The following is a 20862-nucleotide window of genomic DNA, read 5'->3' as shown; positions in this document are numbered from 1 at the left end:
TATGTCAAACTCTCTGTTTTCAAAAGAAATGCAAGACCAACTAAAAGAGCTTAAAGGGCAACTGAGTAAAGGTCGCGATACCAACTCAGCGGATGGCGATAATGAAAAGCCAACCGAACCTGTCTCGCTGTTGACGCAAAAACAAGTTAAAAAAACGGTCAAGCAATTAGATAGCGAACATATCGACGACGATAAAGTGCTATTTATGCAAGCGATGCATGGCGTCAATCAATTAGAAGATAAAAATGTGCGCTCGCCTGCCAATGCTTCAAAAGCCGGCAAACTTGACGCCGCAACGTTATCAAAACGTGCCGCAGCTCAAGGTAGTGAAGCAAGTGACTTAGGTGCAGGCTTGTCAGATATGCAAGCATTACTCAATCCGGTCGCTGCTGAAGCCTACTTATCTTATAAGCAGCCAACCTTACAAAACAAAATCTTTGATCAGCTCAAAAAAGGCAAGCTACGTTGGTATGATGCGGTAGATATTCATGGCTGCACCATCGAAGAAGCACGCGTGGCAATGACCCAGCTACTAAGCCAAGCCAAGCAAAACAATGAAACCATGGTAAAAATTGTCCATGGTAAAGGTTCTGAAGCGATTTTAAAAACATGCGTTAATGGTTGGTTGCGTCAACTACCAGAAGTATTGGCATTTTGCTCTGCCCCGCCTAAAGATGGTGGTAATGGCGCAGTATTAGTCTTACTTAAAAAGCCTAAAAATGATGGCGAGTAGTTTTTAGTTTTAGCTTAGTATCAAAATAAAAGGACTGCAATTGGCAGTCCTTTTTTATAAAGAAAATCGTAAAATTTTTTAATCATAGGCTTTAACTATATACGCCATTATTTTTATATCTCTATTTTTCCGTTTAAAAAACAGTGAAATCAGAATTACTATGACCATACAAACCATTGAAAACAGTAAAGAATTAAAAGCGCATATCAGCGCTTTGATTGCTATCGAACCAAGATTTGCGCCTGTTTATAAGCAAGTTGGCGTGCCTGATTTACGCCATAATGCTGGCGGCTTTACACAAGTAATGAGAGCGATGGTTGGGCAACAGCTGTCTGTAGCAGCGGCAGCAAGCATTTGGCAACGCTTGGTAGATACAGGATTGACGACACCGACAGCGATTCATGCAGCGACTGATGAGGGCTTACGAGCGCAAGGGTTATCTAAGCAAAAAATTCGTTATACACGCTCTTTAGTCGAGCACAATATAGATTTTGCTGCCTTAGAAACCCTGCCCGATGACGACGTTATCAAAACCTTGACTGCCGTTATCGGTATTGGACGCTGGACCGCTGAGATGTACCTGCTGTTTTCATTAAAACGAGCCGATGTGCTGGCAGTCGATGACTTAGCGATTAAAGTGGCGGCGATGGACTTGCTAGGGCTAGCAGAACGCCCAACGCCAAAACAATTAAAAAATCTGACTCACGATTGGTCGCCGTATCGTAGCGCTGCCAGCTTATTGCTATGGCAATACTATGGTTTCTTACGTCAAAAAAATGCCATCCCTTTATAAGCGGCACTTTTATAAGATATGCCTTTATAACTATCTAACTGAATAGCCTTCTAACTAAATAGCTCTCTAACGAACAAAACGTGGGGTAACTTTTTAAGCGAAATTGTCACATGACACCCTAAGGCTGATTCCAAATAGAAAAACCAAATTTTCTTTTGGCACGCTTAAATTTATTTTTTACCAATGCCTTTCTTTTTTGTTGACGCTCTTTATCTAAGTTAATTCTTTTATGCTTGGCTTCTTTGCTTGCTTCGATTTCAGCTGCTTTATTATCCTTGGTTTTGTCCGCCTCTTTGATTAAATCAACCGCATTCTGCTTACCGTCTATATCATCACTGTTGCTGATGTCATTAACGTCATGATTAACCTCATTCTTATTCTCATCAGTGCTTAAATTATCTTCTACCGCTTCACTACCATTATCCTCGATATCATTTAATATCTGATGCTCAAGCTCAGCTTGATTGACAATCAGCTGCTGGGTTGGCAAGGCATGCTCGACCTTGTATTTCGCTACTTGGTTTAAGATATCGACAAATAACACGTTTTGTTTGTCATAAAACTCGGTAATCCCATTGGCATTGACATAAGCCTGTAATTGGATAACGTAGCAATCTTGGCGCAGCTCTAAGATATTGACCTGATTCCATTCTTGGTTGGTTAGATAGTGCTCATCTAAGAACGCATCCAAGTCTTTGACCATTTTAAATACCACCTCAATATCAGCGGTACGCTTAAGATATAACTGGTGCAAAAAACGGAACATATCACGCGAGGTAAAGTTTTCAATTTGCATCGATGAAAAATCACCGTTTGGCACAGTGACGATGGTGCGCGACAAAGTACGTACCCGTGATGAACGAATGCCAATATCGACAACCGTGCCTTCATAGGTACCAAATTTACAATAATCACCGATACGCACGGGCGAATCCGCTACCACCACCACACTACCAACCAAGTTTTCAATCGTCTTTTGCGCACCAAGGGCTAAGGCCAAACCACCGACCCCCAATGCCGCAATACCTGTGGTCAAGTCAAAGCCCAAATTGCCAAAGATGACGATAACGGCAAATATCAATAATAGGGCTTTGACCACTTTACGCAGCAGTCCCAAGATAGAAACACGTTCGGTATAGTTTTTCTTATAGCTTAAATTGACCGCGCGGGTAAATATCGAATCAATAACGCGTAATAACAACCAAGTGGTCGCCACCCAAGAGGCAATATCAGTAAAGCGATTGACCGGCTCGCGCAGGGTCACTGAGACACCCGCATAAACCATCACCTCAGACAATATCAGCGCCATAACCACTACTGCCAGCGGCAATATCACATTATCAGGTAAGGGCAATGCCTCACCACGAATACGCGGATAAGCCAGTTTTAATAAGTGATAGAGCAGCCAAACCAAAATATAAGTCAGTATAAAGCTACTGACAATCATGGTGAGGGCAGCAAATAAATCCGCCATCTGGTAACCAAACAGCTTTTTGCCTTCTAATGAATCAATGGTATAGCGAGAAACCAACGTCGGCTCATAGTTCTCTATCACCTCTGGTACGGCATCAAGCGTGTCACTCGAAAACTGCCAATACTGCTCCCCTTCCTTAGACACAACCCTTTCGAGCAGCAGCGGCACGCTTTTATCGCCGACATTAATCACGCCCACGCTTTCTTGGCTGGGTGGTAACTGATCGGTTAAGTTGCCCTCAGGGGTATTATTAATCTGTAAGTCAGGCTGAAAACGCCCACCGGCGTCGAGCGCTTGCTTAAACTGGCGCACAATGGTGGTTGGATTATCAGATTTGGATAAATTTAAATAATTACTTGCCAGCAGATAGTCGTTTTCCCCTAACGCTCCGATAAACCCTTGAACAGTATGGCGTGGCGTATCGCGTCCAAATGAGTCTGGTATCGAGGTTTTGGTCGCCTCCTCACTTTGCCCACCCACACCCAGTATGTTGGCTTCGGCGGCAGTCGCACTATGCGGCAAGAGTAAACTTAATATCATCGCAAACATAAACGCCATCATCATAAGCAGCGTTTTGGGAAATGAAACGGATGGAGATGGCGCGGTACGAGCACTCAGATAACGCTGAATAGACAAAACAAACCTCTTAGCTTGATGAATGGCACAACAGAAAAATAGATAAAACCTGCCCTATGATAGCAATTATTTATGACGGTAATGCTTTTGATTGCATGTTTTTATCGCAGTCTCTATTAGGCAATTATATTTTAACTTCTCATATTTAGGCATTCACTTCTTATCGCCGCTCTACCTATATAATTTAGGAATACACCCACTATAGTTAATTTTATTAAATTAAGTCATTTAAGTGCATAAACAACCATCTATCATGAAAGTCGCTCAGCTTATAATGAATAAACATTAGGTTAAAGTGGTTTATAAGTAAGAGAACTTTATAGATAATAAGCGCGTGTAATATAGGTATTACTTTTTGTAAATATTAGCGTCTCAGCTTTCACATCTGTAACTTTCTGACATGATCAATTTGGAATTAAATATGGCTTTATCCCGTTCATCTTCGACCACCTATCTTCGGTTGTGTATCTTAAGTGCTTTAGGCATATTTGCCATGAGTGCTACAGCCGCGACTGCTGACAGTAGCGCTATTGACGATAGCAAGCTGCCACAAGTTGAGCTTGATAAAATCGTCGTCACAGCCACACGTACGCCAACTAAAACAAGTAATGTCATTGCCCAAACTCGGGTGATTGATAAAGAAGAGCTACAACGTTATCAGGGTCAGACAGTTACTGATATATTGAAGAATCAGCCTGGTATAAACATTATTCAAAGTGGTGGCATGGGCACAGCCAGTAATTTTTATATGCGCGGCTTTGATAGTAAGCAAGTATTAGTGCTTATCGATGGTATACGATATGGTTCTATCTCTTTGGGCAGCCCATCTCTAAACCTATTATCCGCCGACCAAATTGATCGTATCGAAATTTTATATGGTGCCTCAGGCTCTAGTATTTATGGTTCTGATGCCATGGGCGGGGTCATTCAAATCTTCACCAAGGGCAATAATGTAGAAAAATCCAATGTTTCTACGACTGTTGGTTATGGCAGTAATGATCATTACCAAGTTGGCGTAACGGGTCAGCTTAAAAATGAAACCTCATCATTGAGCTTAGGTGTCAGTCGCAACGAAACAGACGGTTTTAACGCGATTGCTAATGCCAATTCCTACGATTACAATGCGGACGATGATGGTTTCAAATCTACCAATGCCAGTTTGGCATTGCAGCATAAGCTATCAGACTCGCTAAGCGCGGGAATAAGTGCCTTGTATACCGACTCAACTACCGACATTGACTCAGCAGGAAACGCGTTTCCAAATGCCTATTCAGATCAAAAAAATGGCAGTGCAAATGCTTATCTTCAATACAAAACGCCTTTAACGGTCAGCAAACTTAGCTATGGACAAAGTGTTGATAAAGCCACTTCTCATGATGCCAACTCTATTAACTATCAACAAGGTAGTCAGTTCGATACCACGCAAGAGCAAGCACGCTTAGAGACCAGTATTAACGCGCAGCCTGGTACTGTTATCGTTGGCGCAGAATGGTTATCACAAAAATTAGACGCCTCAGATGTTTTAGTCTATCCACCTTACCCTGACACCACTCCTCCTGTTCAAACCGCTTATGACCCTGACGACAGAACCGTTAAAAGTGCTTTTGTTGGCTATCAATTGTCAGAGTCTTATTACGACCTACAAGCCAACTATCGTGTAGATGACAACTCTCAATACGGTAATGAGAGCACCTACAATTTAGGAGCAGCTATACGCCCGTTGGCTGGCATGCGAATTGGTGCCAACTATGCCACAGGTTTTCGTGTACCAACGTTTAATGACTTATACTGGCCTGGTTTTAGCAACCCCAACCTAAAACCCGAAAGAACAGAGAACACAGAAGTATTCGTTGAATATGCTAATGACGCTCAGACCTCAAGACTGACAGGCTATTACACCGATGCAGAAGACCTAATTTCTAATGCGGCAAATATCAGTGAAGCGAAAATCAAAGGATTGAGTTTAACCTCAGACTGGAATATGAATGCTTTTATATTTGGTCTTGGTTATGACTACTTAGATGCGAAGGACAAAACGGCAAATAGCACAAGCTATAATCAACAGCTTGCTTATCGTCCTAAAAACAGCGGTATGATTTACATTGGTTATCAGCAACCGATGTTCGATGTTCGCCTTGAAGCCAAACATACTGATGATAGAGTCACGGCCGAAAACAATAAACTTGATAGCTACACCTTGCTTAATTTAAGTGGCAGCGCCTATATTACGCCTAAACTTCGCGCTAACTTGCGTATAGATAATATTACTGACGAGGAATATACCCTTGCCAGTCAATTCGGTAATGAGTACGCCACAGAAGGCACCAGCTATTTCGGCTCTTTAACTTATAACTGGTTCTAAGCTGATTTTAATAGCGTAAAATTTAGTGTTTGTCTAATTATAAAAGGTCATCTAACGATGGCCTTTTTTTGTGCCTACCAAAAAAGCAAAATCACTTATGCCGATGCTGCCTAATATTTATGTTGTCCAATAGGTGACAATCGCAGATTCATCTATTACAATAACGACCTCCGAGAGGTGTTGCGCCATATGAATTGACAGCTGCGTTGAGATTTTAATCAAAGCTACGCTGATTAATTCGTCATGTTAGGCTCGGTAACTGTTGAATAATCATTTCACTGATTATTGACAGCGTAAATAACGGCACCTGCGTTTTTATTCTTTTTATCATACCTTAACCACTGATAGGAGCATATTATGGACGCAGTGTCTAACACCCCATCTGCCCATACGATCGATCCCTCTTTCACTGACTATAAAGTCGCCGACATCAGCCTTGCTGATTATGGTCGCCGTGAAATCTCCCTTGCTGAAGCCGAAATGCCTGCCCTAATGGGGTTGCGTCGTCGCTACGAAGCCGATCAACCGCTTAAAGGCGCGAAAATCGCTGGCTGTATCCATATGACCATCCAGACTGCGGTCCTTATCGAGACATTAGTCGCGCTAGGTGCTGAAGTACGCTGGACATCATGTAACATCTTCTCAACCCAAGACCATGCTGCTGCTGCTATTGCTGCTGCTGGTATCTCTGTTTACGCTTGGAAAGGCGAAACCGAAGAAGAGTACGAGTGGTGCTTGCGTCAACAAATCCACGTTGGCGGTGAAGCATCAGGTCAGCTTTGGGATGCAAACCTAATCTTAGATGACGGCGGTGATTTAACTGCGTTGATTCATAATGATTATGCAGAGCTGCTTGATAACATCCATGGTATCTCTGAAGAGACGACTACAGGCGTCCATCGCTTGGTTGAGATGCTCAATAAAGGTACGCTAAAAGTACCGGCTATCAACGTTAACGATGCGGTTACCAAGTCTAAAAATGACAACAAATACGGCTGCCGTCATAGCTTAAACGACGCTATCAAACGTGCTACCGACATGTTCCTTGCAGGTCGCCGCGCCTTAGTTATCGGTTATGGTGATGTGGGTAAAGGCTCTACGCAAAGCTTACGTCAAGAAGGCATGATTGTCCGTGTCTCAGAAGTCGATCCTATCTGTGCCATGCAGGCATGTATGGATGGTTTTGAAGTATTGTCACCGTATATCAATGGCGACAACACTGGCGGCGCAGAAAACATCAACACCCGTCTGCTTGAAGATACAGATATGATTGTCACCACTACCGGTAACTACCATGTTTGTGACAGACATATGCTAGCGGCTCTTAAACCAGGTGCTGTCGTTTGTAATATCGGTCACTTTGACACCGAAATCGATACCCAATTTATGCGTGATAACTGGCGCTGGGTTGAGATTAAGCCACAAGTGCATCAAATCTTCCGCTCAGACGACGAAAACGATTATTTAATCCTGCTTGCTGAAGGTCGTTTAGTGAACTTGGGTAATGCAACCGGTCACCCATCGCGCGTAATGGACGGCTCATTTGCCAACCAAGTATTGGCGCAAATGTATCTGTTCGAAGAAAAATTCGCTGACTTGCCAGCAGATAAGCGCAATGACAACTTATACGTTAAAGTCTTACCGAAAAAGCTAGACGAAGAAGTGGCTGCGGCGATGGTTGCTGGTTTTAACGGTACGCTAACTAAGCTGACTGAAAAACAAGCGGAGTATTTAGGCGTACCTGTCGAAGGTCCATTTAAGCCTGACGCTTATAAATACTAATAGGAGCCAGACTGTGACTAAGCCTGCTTTCTCCTTTGAGTTTTTTCCAGCTAAAACCGAGCAAGGACACGAAAAGCTCCTCAGCACTTATGATGAGTTAAATAAGCTATCACCTGCTTACTTTTCAGTGACCTACGGTGCGGGTGGTTCAACCCGTAGCCGCACTTTAGATATCGTTCAAGCTTTGTGCGCGCGCGGTGACACTGATATTGCGCCGCATATGTCTTGTATTGGTGATGACAAAGCGGAAATCGCTGAGTTGCTCGACCTTTATAAGAGCTTAGGCATCACACGCTTGGTCGCCCTGCGTGGTGATTTGCCATCAGGTCAGGTTGGTATGGGCGAGCTGCCATTTGCGTTAGACTTGGTTAAGTTTATCCGTGAATACTCAGGCGATCACTTCCGTATCGAGGTCGCAGCCTATCCTGAGATGCATCCACAAGCGCGCAGCTTTGAGTTTGATGTTGACAACTTGGTGAATAAATACCGAGCGGGTGCCAATGCGTCAATTACCCAGTTTTTCTATAACGCCGATAGCTATTTGTATCTGCGTGATACCTTAGAAAAACGCGGTATTGATACGGTTGCACAGCCATTGGTAGCCGGTATTATGCCGATTACTAACTCTAGTAATCTAGTACGCTTTGCCGATAGCTGTGGCGCTGATATTCCACGTTATGTGCGTAAACGCTTGGCGGATTTTGGTGATGACCGCACCGCCATTCGTGAGTTCGGCTTTGATATCGTTTATCGTTTATGTGAGCGTTTAATTAGCGAGGGCGTACCTGCCATACATTTTTATAGCATGAATAAGGTTGAGCCAAACAAGCGCTTGGTCGAAGCCTTAGGCTTGATTGCTTAAATACTTATCGAATGTATTGTTTAATGACTGGCGTTCCTAGGAGCGCCAGTCTTTTTTGGTATAGGAATTGCAGTTATGCGAGTTCCATTAGTGACAATCCCTTTACCCACTCAAATGATATTCTGCTAAGATATTGAAAATATATCATGACACCTATTATAGGAATAAGTAATTTTGCGACGTTTCTTTTATGCCACCGATAACAACATTAGTAATGACGTTACCAATGAAAATGAAAAGGCTGCAACCTACCCTCAGCTTAGCACCTTGCCTATCGGTGCCAGCGTCGAATTAACCGAAAGTATCGTCCATCATTGGTGCCGTGTATTACGCGCTAATATTGGCGATAAAGGGATTTTGTTTGACGGTTTCGGCGGTGAATATCAGGTACAGCTACAAACCATCAGCAAAAAACACGCCACTGCAACGTTATTGGCTCATGTAGATACTGACCGCAATGCCGCTGTATTGACGAAAATTGGACTGGTCATAAGTCGCGGTGAGCGAATGGATTACGCCATTCAAAAATCCACTGAGCTTGGTGTGACTGCCATTCAATTGCTGAGCAGCCATCATGGCGAGGTCAATCTAAAACCTGCCCAAGTAGAGAAAAAACTGGCACAGTGGCAGCAAGTCGCCATCACCGCCTGTGAGCAATGCGGCCTGAATCGCCCGCCCCTTATTATCGCGCCATTATCGATTGATGACTGGCTATTAAATGTAGCAGCTAGCGAAAAAGCAAACGAAAAAGAAATGGTCGTCAGCCCTATGGTGGCTGAGCTGAGTAAAGATGCCTATTATCAAGTATTACAGCAGCCAGCAGATTTGCGCCTGCAACTGAGTGTCCCAGCAGCAGGACAACCCCTGATGCCTGAGACGCTCCCCGTCGTCTTAAAGCAACATGCGCCTTATATCGAATTATTAATCGGACCTGAAGGCGGGCTTAGCGCTGATGAATGCGCCAAAGCTGCGGATGTGGGTTTTGCACCTTGGCAAATTGGCCCACGGGTTCTGCGTACCGAAACCGCGCCCGTGGTTGCACTGGCGACATTGTCGGCATTGGCAACTATGCATGCTTTAAATCAATAGTGGCCAAACTGTTCACCATTACCAAGCCCATTTATTATTTAATTTCGATGTTATGAGTCCATTATGAGCGCATTCACCCCTATGCCAATATCAGATAAACAGCAACTATTGGTCAAATTGTGCGAGCAATTTGAAGACGCCATATTCATATTGGACGAAAAATTACGCTATTTATCCGTCAATGCTAACTATGAGCTGATGCTTGGCTATACAGAAAATTTTTTGCTTGGGCGTCCGCTTGGGATATATGCTGCTGAATTTTTGTCAGAAGATGAACAGGCAGTGCTCAAAAACCTGATTAACAGCTTGGACAGTACAGGATTTTGTGAAATTGACTTTTCAATGGCAAACCGCTACGGGCAAGTCATCGACTGCCATATCACCTACCGCAAAATTTATCTAGAAGAAACCCCTTATTACGTCGGCACCATTCGTGATATGGCGACGCTTGCTAAAAACAGAAAAAAGGTGGTGCACCTGCTGAATTATGACCAGCTGACCGGACTACCGAACCGTAAAGTGTTTTTAAGTCAAACCAGTGAATTGTTGTTGGACAGCTATCAAGAAGTGGTCGTGGTACGCCTAAACATTGACCGTTATCGCAACCTTGCCAGTCTATTGGGACCGGATGCTATCAATACCTTGGTAGAAAACTTCGTCTTACGTATTACTGAGCTTGAGCTTGATAATTTACGCTGTTTTTCCCATTTCGGCGGTGATGACTTTGCCTTATTGTTTGAATGTAATGATGCCAATATGGTGCGCCATCAGTTAGACAGCTTAATGCAAATGTGCGAACGCCCTTTCTTCTTAAATGGCAATACGGCAAAAGGCACCGAGGTCTATTGCCATATCTCTGTCGGGGTAAGCTATTTTCCTGAAAATGGTAATGAATTTATCGGCCTGTTGACCAAAGCCGAAAAAGCCTTGAATTATGTCAAACAGCAGGGTGGCGATGATGTCTGTTGGTATCATAAAGCCATAAATGAGGTCAATGCGCATAATATACAGCTAGAATCTGAGCTGAGAGCTGCCACCAATGCAGGGCAATTTGTACCCTACTATCAACCTAAATTTGCCTTAGACACAGGCATGATTACCGGTTTTGAGGCGTTAGTACGCTGGCAACACCCTAGCCGCGGTTTGCTAAAACCCATTGATTTTATTGATGCCATCATTTCTCATAAACTATCGCTTGAGTTATTTTCGCAAATGGCGGTTCAAATCGCCGAGCAGCTAACAATTTGGCAAGGTTTGGGCTTTGATCAACACATCTGTATCAATGCTGATGCCGCCGAATTTAGCCATCCTGATTTTTTTGACATGGTCAGTAACTTACTAGTAGAGCATGATATTGCCGCCCACCAACTGCATATTGAAGTGACAGAATCTTCTTTAATACAGCGCCATGCCAATGTTAAAAAGCAGCTTAACTTACTCAAGGAGCTCGGCATCTGTCTGGCTCTTGATGACTTTGGTACCGGTTATGCCTCATTGAGTTACTTGCAAGAGTACCCTTTTGACTTTATTAAAATTGATAAAAGCTTTATCTCCAAAATCACAGATGACCGTACACAGCGCGCGATTGTCAAAGCGATTTTGGATTTAGCGGAGGCGCTTGATATGCAGGTTATCGCCGAAGGCATCGAAACCGAGCAGCAGCGTGATTTACTCTTAGACATGGGTTGCCAGTACGGGCAAGGCTATTGGTTTGGTAAACCTATGACGGCTGAGCAAGCAACCGTGCTATTAACGCAGCAACATTTGTCCAAAAACAATCCTTCTTAATACTGTCCCATAAAAGTAGATTGATAACATTTTCATAGAGTTATTGCGAGTCGTTTTATTCTGTAAGGTCGATGATATATAGGATGCAAGACAGGTTGATGACTTATCAGTATTGTCACCAAACTTGTATATTTGCCACTGAACGCCTATCTTTTACCAAGAATTTACGAATACAGTCATAATTCTTTTTACTCTTCTCAATCTATTTCATATGATCGGTGTCATTGTTTGTTATTTATACAGACAGATTTCATACCAGTAATTGGCTGGCGACTCAGACTTAACTAATCACAGTCAATGATAGTCGCCGCCTTACTGCCGGTCGCACCTTAAAAAAGGACAGGAAGTTATGCAATATAAAGCGCCCCTACGTGATATCCAATTCGTGATGCATGAGTTACTTGACAGCGAAAGTCACTATAAAACCTTGCCGGCGTTCCAAGAAGCGGATCGTGAGTTGATGGACAGTCTGTTTGAGATGGCGGCAAGCTTTGCTGAAAATGAGCTGTCACCATTGAACCAAAGCGGTGATGCTGAAGGCTGTAAATTTGACAACGGCACTGTTACCACGCCAAAAGGTTTTAAAGAAGCGTATAAAGCCTATTGTGAGCTTGGCTTCCCAGCCTTGTCTGCCGAAGAAGAATTCGGTGGTCAAAACATGCCGTTCTCATTATCAACGGTCATCAATGAGATGGTTGGTACCGCGAACTGGTCATTCTCTATGTACCCCGGCCTATCGCATGGCGCTATCCAAACTATCGAACACCATGGTACGGATGAGCAAAAACAAACCTACCTAGAAAAAATGGTCACCGGTGAATGGTCAGGTACCATGTGCTTGACTGAAGCACATGCAGGTTCTGATTTGGGTATTATCCGCACCAAAGCCGTACCTAACGATGATGGCAGTTATAGCATTACCGGTCAGAAAATCTTTATCTCAGCCGGTGAGCATGATTTAACTGACAACATTATTCATATCTGTTTGGCTCGCTTACCAGGCGCACCAGCTGGCACCAAAGGCATCTCGTTGTTTATCGTTCCTAAGATATTGGTCAACGAAGACAACAGCCTAGGCGAAAAGAATAGCGTGGTTTGTGGTTCTATCGAGCACAAAATGGGTATCAAAGCCTCAGCGACTTGTGTAATGAACTTCGATGGCGCCAAAGGTTACCTCATTGGCCCAGAAAACCGTGGTCTACAGTGCATGTTTACCTTTATGAACGTGGCCCGTATTGGTACAGCAGTTCAAGGCTTAACGGCTGCAGAGTATGCGTTCCAAGGCTCGCTAACTTATGCCAAAGACCGTCTAGCGATGCGCTCACTATCAGGTGCTAAAGCGCCAGAAAAAGTCGCTGACCCTATCATTGTGCATCCAGCCGTTCGTAACATGCTATTGACCGAAAAAGCCTTTGCAGAAGGCGGTCGCGCCTTGGTTTATTATCTCTCACATTTTGCGGATACCGTGGCAAAGGGCGAAGGCGATAACCTGAAGTTTGCTGACCAAATGCTGTCACTATTGACGCCGATTGCTAAAGCATTCTTGACTGAGACTGGTCTAGAAGCCGCCAACCATGGCGTGCAAGTTTATGGTGGTCATGGCTTTATCAGCGAATGGGGCATGGAACAAAACGTCCGTGATACGCGTATCGCTTGCTTATACGAAGGTACCACTGAAATCCAAGCGCTCGACCTACTAGGTCGTAAAGTATTGGGTTCACAAGGTAAACTGCTTGCCAACTTTATCAAAATTATCCAAACATTCTGCGAAGAAAATAAAGAAAATGACGCGATGGGTCAGTTTATCCGCCCACTTGCCAAGCATCTTAAAGAGTGGAGCGATTTGACTGCCCGTATCGGCATGCAAGCGACTGAAAACCCTGATGCAGTTGGCGGCGCGGCTGTTGATTACTTATACTTCAGCGGTTATGTGACCCTAGCTTACTTATGGGCTCGTATGGCATTAGTTGCACAAACTGAAATCGCTAATGGTAGCAGCGAGCAAGCATTCTACGATGCCAAAGTAAAAACCGCACAATTCTACTTTGCGAAGTTGTTGCCACGTACCACCACACACGTACAGCGCATCAGCACTGGTGTTGAGCCGTACATGACGATGGACGTTGATCAATTTGCCTTTTAATGAAAACGGCTAGTAATTAACACGGCTAGTTTTTGCGGAAATTGACGACGCTGTAATTAATAATGCTTGTATGAGTAATAAATAGATTAAAGCTATTTTTATTGCTTAGGTGTTATACAATAAAGCGGCGTTGATGTAGATGTTAATATGTAGGTCCTATCGGCAACATACTTAGGTGTGTTGCCGATTTTCTTAGCTAATCTACCAAACTGATTTTTTGACTAAAAATTGACGCAGACAAAACAGCGACTCTGCCCATTAAACTATTTTTGGTGTACGCACAATTCACGAAGAAAACCCCCTCTCGATACGCTAATTTGCTAAACTTTAGCTATCTATGCTTATGTGCCACCCAAAAGAACAACGCGATATTTTCGACCCACTTACTTTTATTCATTTGAACCAAAGGAATGTTTATGGCTGTTTATAATGCCCCTCTTAACGACATGCGCTTTATTTTAACTGACGTTTTTAAAGCCCATGAATTTTGGCAAAATAACGAAAACCTTGCTCATGTTGACATGGAAACCGTCGATATGATTTTGGAAGAAATGGCAAAACTGTCAAAAAACGTGTTATTGCCTATCAACCGTAGCGGTGATGAAGAAGGCGCAACCTTTGAAGGTAATGGCGTTGTGACCACCCCGACTGGTTTTAAAGAGGCGTATAAGCAGTATGCAGAATCAGGTTGGGTTGGCTTAAGCGGTAACTCTGAATACGGTGGTCAAGGTTTTCCAAAAATGGTCACCATGCTGACTGAAGAGATGGTCTTCACGGCCAACCAGTCATTTGCCCTCTATCCAAACCTAACTGTTGGCGCGACACTTTGCCTAAATGCGGCAGCGTCTGAAGAGCAAAAGCAAACTTACTTAGAGAAAATGTACAACGGTGAATGGGCAGGTACCATGTGCTTGACCGAGCCGCATGCTGGTACTGACTTGGGTATCATCAAAACCAAAGCGGTGCCTAACGATGACGGTAGCTATGATATCTCTGGTACCAAAATCTTTATCACTGGCGGTGAGCATGACCTAACCGAAAACATCATTCATTTGGTATTGGCAAAAACCCCAAATGCGCCAGAAGGCTCAAAAGGCATCTCGTTATTTGTTGTGCCAAAATTCTTGGTTAATGAAGATGGTAGCTTAGGTGAGCGCAACACTTTAGCAGTTGGCTCTATTGAGCACAAAATGGGCATCAAAGCCTCTGCAACTTGTGTGATGAACTTTGACAACGCCAAAGGCTGGATGGTTGGTGCAGAAAACACCGGTCTGTCTTCAATGTTCATTATGATGAACTATGAGCGTGTGACTATGGGTCTACAGGGCCTAGGTGGTTCTGAGCTTGCTTATCAAAACGCTGCTTTATATGCTAATGACCGAGGTCAAGGCCGTAGCGACACGCAAATTCAAAGCCCAGAAAAACCAGCCGATGCCATCATTCATCATGCCGATGTACGTCGCATGCTGTTAAATGCTAAAGCCAATACTGAAGCGTCACGTTGTTTTGCGATGTATGTTGCCAAAAACCTTGATCAAGAGAAATTTAGTACCGATCCTGAAGCCGCTCAAGCAGCAGCAGCGCGCGTTGCCCTACTGACGCCAGTTGCCAAAGCGTTCTTGACCGATAAAGCATTAGAAGCGACCATTGATTGCCAGCAAGTATTTGGCGGTCACGGCTATATCCGCGAATGGGGTATGGAGCAAATCGTTCGTGATACTCGTATTGCCCAGATTTATGAAGGCACCAACGGTATTCAAGCGCTTGACCTACTAGGTCGTAAAGTGGCGAAAAATAATGGCAAATACGTCACTCATTTCTTAGGTGAGATTCGTGATTTTGTCAAAAATATGCAAGCGGATCATGGTATCAAGCAAGCGACGCTAGACGCAGCTGATACCATCGAAGATCTAACCACCACTGTGTTAAACAACATCGGTGAGCGCAAGAGCGAAATCAACGGCTGTGCGGTTGACTACATGCATGCCTTTGGTTATCTTGCCTACTCGTATATGTTTGCCTTGATGGTCGAAGCCGCTAACGGTAAAGAAGGTGATTTCTACACCAATAAAGCCAAGCTTGCCGATTATTTCGTTGGTCGTATCTTGCCACGTATCGATGCTCATGCACAGATGGTTAAAGCCGGTAGTGATCCAATGATGAACTTTGATCTAAATTACTTTGATGTACCTGCTAGCTAATTTTTTACTTTTATAATAAAGTAAGCCTACCGCACTATGATAAAAGGGACAGTCACGCTACTGTCCCTTTTTTTGCCAAAAATATCGTCCCAGTAAGCAAAAGCATCGAAGCAATAATCAAAGTAATAATCGAAGCTGCCACTTACACAACAATCGACAGCATGAGCGGCACAATCTGCAGCACAATAACTGCTAACAAAATAATTAACCGCCCACGTGTCGTTACGATTAAAATAACGCAACGCCAAACGTATTGCGCTTAATAAGAATATTCCTGATACCTATAAAGCAATGCCTATAAAGCAACATCTGAAAATCAATACACTCTAAATTTATACCCTGCAAATTAACAAGCGGTCAATTCATAGGGACATATATCGCAACAGTGATAATTCCGACAAGCATGAGAAGAAAAGGTTTCAAATAAAATATATCGTTGCACAGACTGAATAATAACAATGATTGAAATAACCACCATAAGGGATGCGATGTGTCAGAGATAAAACACATTTTACAACAGATTACTGCCTTAAGTGATGTGCCAGATCCTGCGGTACTCAAGCGCTTAATCGATGAGCTACGAGTGAGTGATAAAGAGCCGGCTTTGGCCAATCAGAATATTCAAGAGTTGATTGAGGTCATACGTCAACATCCAGAATATGGCGACGGGCTATCAAGTTTTGTCTTAAAGCTTATTATTGAATATCGTCAAATTGCTTTATATACCGATACTGGCATCATGTCAGATCAGGGATTTTTTAATAGTCTGCGCCGCCTTGTCGGTCATCGTTTCTTACCACTGTTGCCACAAGAAGACTCCGTCGTAGAATTGGTTGGTTATTTATTCGATAAACGTTCTGATGAGCGCTGGCTTGCCCATATCGACAAGGACAAATGGGATGAGCTGGTCGGGCTACTCAAAGTCAATGAACAGCATTTAAACTTAGTCGCGACGGCAAAAAACAGCATCTTAAACGCGATTATCATTTTATCGTATCGTATCAGCGGCATTGGTTTGCATCCAGATTTGATGGAATTTTATCCGCAAATGCTGAATTATTCAGCGTCATTTGTGGCACAAAATCAAGAAGCGGTCTTGTATGTCAATCAGTACCGCGAAGCGCATGAGCTTGACACCCTAACCGATATCATTCCTGAAAAAGCCGTGGATCCAGCGCCATTACTGGTCATGATTGAGCAATGCGAAGATATCGTTGCCACCATACGTAAGCGCATTTATAAAACCGGTATCTCTATCCGCTTGACCAATATGATGCTCCGTTTGGATCAAAGTTTGCAGCGCATGCGCATCTTAACTGAGCTGGTGGCAGACAATTATGATAAGCGCGATCAGGCCATCATTGAGCTGATTCAAGCGCTGATTACCACCGCTAGCCGCCGCTATAGTATTGGTTATCTGATTGATAATAATACCAAGCTGCTGTCGCGTAAAGTCACCGAAAACGCGAGCCGCGTTGGTGAGCATTATATTAGTACCGATAAATCCGGTTATCAGAAGATGTTTAAAAAGGCCTCTATCGGTGGCTTTATCATTGCTTTTATGGCGACCACTAAGATATTGGCGTACCATCTGGCGCTTGCACCGATGGGACGCGCCTTTATCAATAGCATGATTTATGGTTTGGGTTTTGTTTTTATTCATATCGTCCATGGTACGGTCGCGACCAAGCAGCCCGCTATGACGGCAGCAGCAATCGCCTCTACCATATCGGATGGTTCTGGCAAAAAATCGCACCAGTTAAATAAGTTATCAGAATTGGTGGTCGATATTTTACGTACCCAGTTTGTCGCGATTATGGGTAACGTCATGGTAGCAATACCCGTTGCCCTGATTATCTCTTTTGCTTGGTTACATTATACCGGCGCACCGATGATCAATACCGATAAGGCTGCGCACTTATTGCATGATCTTGACCCGTTTCATTCACTGGCACTACCCCATGCAGCTATCGCTGGCGTGTATTTATTTTTATCCGGTCTAATCGCTGGATACTATGATAATCTGGCGGTCTACAATCAAATTGGCGCCCGTATTCAGCGCCATCGGCTACTGCAATATTTATTACCGAAAGCTTGGTTGCAGCGTTTAGGCGGCTTTATCGAAGCCAACCTCGGCGCTATTATGGGGAACTTCTTATTTGGGGTATTCTTAGGCAGTACGGCAACCATCGGCTTCTTATTTGGCTTACCGATTGATATTCGCCATATTGCCTTTGCCTCAGCAAATCTAGCACATGGATTGTTTAATATATCCGCCAACCAATGGGATTGGCAGATTGTATTTATCTCCATCTTGGGCGTTGCCCTTATCGGTATGGTCAACTTAATGGTAAGCTTTTCGCTGGCCTTATTTGTGGCACTACGCTCTAAAGAAGTCAAATTTATGGAGTGGAGCCGTTTAACCAAGCAACTCTTTAGTCACCTGCTTACCCATCCTTCTGACTTTATCTGGCCGCGCGATAAGCCTATGAAATACGCTCGAATTGACAGTCAAGGACATATGATTTTTGATGATACCAGTGCCCATAAAGGCGGACAGCCCATCCATAACAATTATGTTGTGCGCCGTTTGTCTGATGTCAAAATCTTGCCTAAATCTAAGCAAAAAAGCATGCAAAATGAACAGGCTGTCACCGATATAGATTACGATAATAATATATCAAATGGTGACCTTGACGCAGCGATCACAAGTCGTGAAGCTCACAGCACCACCAATCATATCAGCACTAAAAAAACCATTGACCTCGATGATGGACTGCTAGATGCGGAGCTTAATAGCGTTCCTTATAGCAATGATATTCAATACGATAAAGCGCACAATGCATTGAATGAAGAGCATCAGGCAAGCATTCAATATACTAATGATGATAGCAATCCTGAAAGTAAAGCTGCGGGCGATGCCAAAACACCACTGCCTAAACCAAAAAAACCACCAAACCTACCCAGTTAATGGGAGGGTCTTGGTGGCTTAGGTAGTTATTTGGCTGCGGGCTTGGTTATTGATTCGACGTTTTCTTTAGGTAACTATCCAAAAAAAACACCCTGTATATAGGCTATATAACTAAGATTATGATTCTGGCAGTAAGCAATGCGCGCTTGAGGTGATGGTTTTGCCATCGCCCAAGCGATAAGCCAATAGATGATTGCCCCAAACACAGCCACCATCAAGTGCGCGCGCATACGGCAAATCAACCTCAGCTTTAAGCGCTGCCCAATGACCAAACAAAATCTTGCGCGTGCGCGGTACTTGCCATTCAAACCAAGGTAAAAATCCTTTTGGCATCGGCTCTTCTAACCCTGCTGCAAAACTAAATTCAAGCGTGCCATCTTGTTTGCATAGACGCATACGCGTGAAATAATTGGTAATTGCGCGCATTTTGGTAAAACCATTAATACCCGCATGCCACTCATCGGCTGTTTTGCTATATAGATTTGGCAATAAACGATCGAGCTGTTTTAAACTGCCTTGTAGCTGCGCCTCTAACTGCTGCGCATAGTTTGCTGCCGTTTCAATCGTCCAATGCGGTGGAATGCCAGCATGTACCAATACCGTCTGTTCATCAGGAAAAACCAATATTGGCTGATGACGTAGCCATTCAAGCAATTCATCACAATCATCGGCCGCAAGAATAGCTGCCGTCTTGTCTTTTTTCTTAATGGACGTCGCCCCACGCCAAACCGCAATTAAATTGATATCGTGATTGCCCAATACCGTTGCCGCAGCCCCTTGTTCACATAGCGCTTTCACATGACGTAAGGTACTTAACGAGTCTTCACCGCGTGCCACCAAGTCACCTGCAAACCATAGCTTGTCTTGCGCAGGGTCAAAATCCAAGGTTTCCAGTAATTGCAGGTATGCCTCATAGCAACCCTGCAAGTCACCGATAACATACTGATGGCGAAAAATCATAAACCCTCTATACTTTTATGTGATGTTTATCATGCGAAAATTTTTGACGATAAAGTGGCAGTAGATTCATTTAAACCTCTATTTTGCGTGCCTGATTGCTGAGATTGACAAAATCTTTCACACTCAAGACTTCAGGGCGCGCTTGCGGGTCGATGGCGCAAGCCGCAAAGTCTTCTTCGCTCAATGTCGGTAGCAAAGTTGATTTTTTAAAAATAGCCCGTAGCGTCTTACGACGATGGTTAAAGGTTTCGCGCACCACAATCGCAAAGTACGCTTCGTCTTCTGCCACGATTGGTTTGTTGATATGTGGCGTCAGGCGAAAAACGGCACTGGTGACTTTTGGCGGCGGATTAAATGCGCCGCGCGGTACGGTCAGTAGATAGTCGGTATCACAATGATATTGCATGATGACCGATAGACGACCATAGGTTTTGCTGCCGACATCGGCAGTGATACGCTCGACCACTTCTTTTTGCAGCATAAAATGCATGTCTTGAATCACATCGGCATAACTGAGCAAATGAAAGAGTATCGGCGTAGAAATATTATAAGGTAGATTGCCGACTACGCGGAGCTTACCGCGCTCAGGGCTATACAGTTCACGATAATCGACATGCATGGCATTGTCTTTGATAATCGTAAAGTTCGGATGGCTATTGGCACCGATACGAATACGTAAACTATCTGCCAAATCGCGATCCAGCTCTACCACCGTCATCGCATCGACTTCTGCCAATAGCGGCTCAGTCAGCGCGCCCATGCCCGGTCCAATCTCGATTAAATTGTCATCACGCTCGAGGCGAATGCTGTCAACAATTTGGCGGATGACACTGCCATCGTGCAAGAAGTTTTGACCAAAACGCTTACGCGGTTGGTGTTTGGCAGCGCGTAGGCTGTTAGAAATAGATTGAGCATCAAACGTAGTTTTGGACATAAAAAGGTCTTAATCGATAAAAGATAAATGGGCTATAGCGCTATGGCAGCAATATGCTGATTATATATCAATGAATTATAACACAGCTCATAAATGCACTGTCTTTTTGAGATATTTTATTAGCAAACTACCCA

13 protein-coding genes are annotated in these 20862 nt (G+C 43.7%); 10 read left to right on the top strand and 3 right to left on the bottom strand.

Going from position 1 to position 20862, the window contains the following annotated elements:
• The first annotated feature begins 1 nt into the window (after window position 1).
• Both ACP7AA_RS04110 and ACP7AA_RS04105 read left to right on the top strand, forming a co-directional pair.
• A complete protein-coding gene (locus tag ACP7AA_RS04110) occupies window positions 2-733 on the top strand; it encodes a Smr/MutS family protein (protein ID WP_201564977.1) in 732 nt (243 codons plus the stop codon).
• A 160-nt stretch (window positions 734-893) separates the two neighbouring features.
• Window positions 894-1526: a DNA-3-methyladenine glycosylase family protein gene (locus tag ACP7AA_RS04105; protein WP_413501075.1), complete on the top strand. Its 633-nt coding sequence runs from the start codon at window positions 894-896 to the stop codon at window positions 1524-1526.
• Window positions 1527-1644: 118 nt separating this feature from the next.
• Here the strand turns inward: ACP7AA_RS04105 and ACP7AA_RS04100 are convergent, their stop codons facing one another.
• Window positions 1645-3564, bottom strand: a complete 1920-nt coding sequence (locus ACP7AA_RS04100; protein WP_413501143.1) for a mechanosensitive ion channel family protein — start codon at window positions 3562-3564, stop codon at window positions 1645-1647.
• Window positions 3565-4129: 565 nt separating this feature from the next.
• Between ACP7AA_RS04100 and ACP7AA_RS04095 the strand changes: the two genes are divergently transcribed.
• The 8 genes from ACP7AA_RS04095 (at window position 4130) to ACP7AA_RS04060 (ending at window position 18834) form a co-directional block, all read left to right on the top strand.
• Entirely contained in the window at window positions 4130-5998 is a 1869-nt protein-coding gene (locus tag ACP7AA_RS04095; RefSeq protein ID WP_413501074.1) for a TonB-dependent receptor, read from the top strand.
• A gap of 357 nt (window positions 5999-6355) precedes the next feature.
• Window positions 6356-7780 carry an adenosylhomocysteinase gene (gene ahcY, locus ACP7AA_RS04090; RefSeq protein WP_426222741.1) on the top strand — a complete coding sequence of 475 codons (1425 nt, stop codon included), beginning with the start codon at window positions 6356-6358 and terminating at the stop codon, window positions 7778-7780.
• A gap of 13 nt (window positions 7781-7793) precedes the next feature.
• Window positions 7794-8642 (top strand): methylenetetrahydrofolate reductase, encoded by an 849-nt coding sequence (locus tag ACP7AA_RS04085; RefSeq protein WP_201619309.1) that lies wholly within the window; start codon window positions 7794-7796, stop codon window positions 8640-8642.
• A 174-nt stretch (window positions 8643-8816) separates the two neighbouring features.
• Window positions 8817-9731 (top strand): 16S rRNA (uracil(1498)-N(3))-methyltransferase, encoded by a 915-nt coding sequence (locus tag ACP7AA_RS04080; protein ID WP_426222740.1) that lies wholly within the window; start codon window positions 8817-8819, stop codon window positions 9729-9731.
• 63 nt (window positions 9732-9794) lie between these two features.
• Entirely contained in the window at window positions 9795-11519 is a 1725-nt protein-coding gene (locus ACP7AA_RS04075) for an EAL domain-containing protein (protein WP_426222739.1), read from the top strand.
• Between the two features lie 349 nt (window positions 11520-11868).
• Window positions 11869-13662 carry an acyl-CoA dehydrogenase C-terminal domain-containing protein gene (locus tag ACP7AA_RS04070; protein ID WP_201564969.1) on the top strand — a complete coding sequence of 598 codons (1794 nt, stop codon included), beginning with the start codon at window positions 11869-11871 and terminating at the stop codon, window positions 13660-13662.
• 416 nt (window positions 13663-14078) lie between these two features.
• On the top strand, window positions 14079-15863 hold the full coding sequence (locus tag ACP7AA_RS04065; RefSeq protein ID WP_426222738.1) for an acyl-CoA dehydrogenase C-terminal domain-containing protein: 1785 nt from the start codon (window positions 14079-14081) through the stop codon (window positions 15861-15863).
• 490 nt (window positions 15864-16353) lie between these two features.
• Entirely contained in the window at window positions 16354-18834 is a 2481-nt protein-coding gene (locus tag ACP7AA_RS04060) for a site-specific recombinase (RefSeq protein WP_281491575.1), read from the top strand.
• A 117-nt stretch (window positions 18835-18951) separates the two neighbouring features.
• On the opposite strand, the gene ACP7AA_RS04055 is transcribed toward ACP7AA_RS04060, so the two are convergent.
• Together ACP7AA_RS04055 and rsmA are read right to left on the bottom strand one after the other, a co-directional pair.
• Window positions 18952-19794: a symmetrical bis(5'-nucleosyl)-tetraphosphatase gene (locus ACP7AA_RS04055; protein ID WP_281491576.1), complete on the bottom strand. Its 843-nt coding sequence runs from the start codon at window positions 19792-19794 to the stop codon at window positions 18952-18954.
• 70 nt (window positions 19795-19864) lie between these two features.
• Complete coding sequence (gene rsmA / locus ACP7AA_RS04050) at window positions 19865-20728, bottom strand: 16S rRNA (adenine(1518)-N(6)/adenine(1519)-N(6))-dimethyltransferase RsmA (RefSeq protein WP_201619315.1); 864 nt, start codon at window positions 20726-20728, stop codon at window positions 19865-19867.
• Window positions 20729-20862: the final 134 nt, after the last annotated feature.

The sequence above is a fragment of the Psychrobacter sp. DWR1-2-3 genome, assembly GCF_049896465.1.
GTDB classification, from domain to species: Bacteria; Pseudomonadota; Gammaproteobacteria; order Pseudomonadales; family Moraxellaceae; genus Psychrobacter; species Psychrobacter maritimus.
The sequence above is the reverse complement of the archived record's forward strand: the minus strand, read 5'-3'. Positions and strand labels throughout refer to the sequence as shown.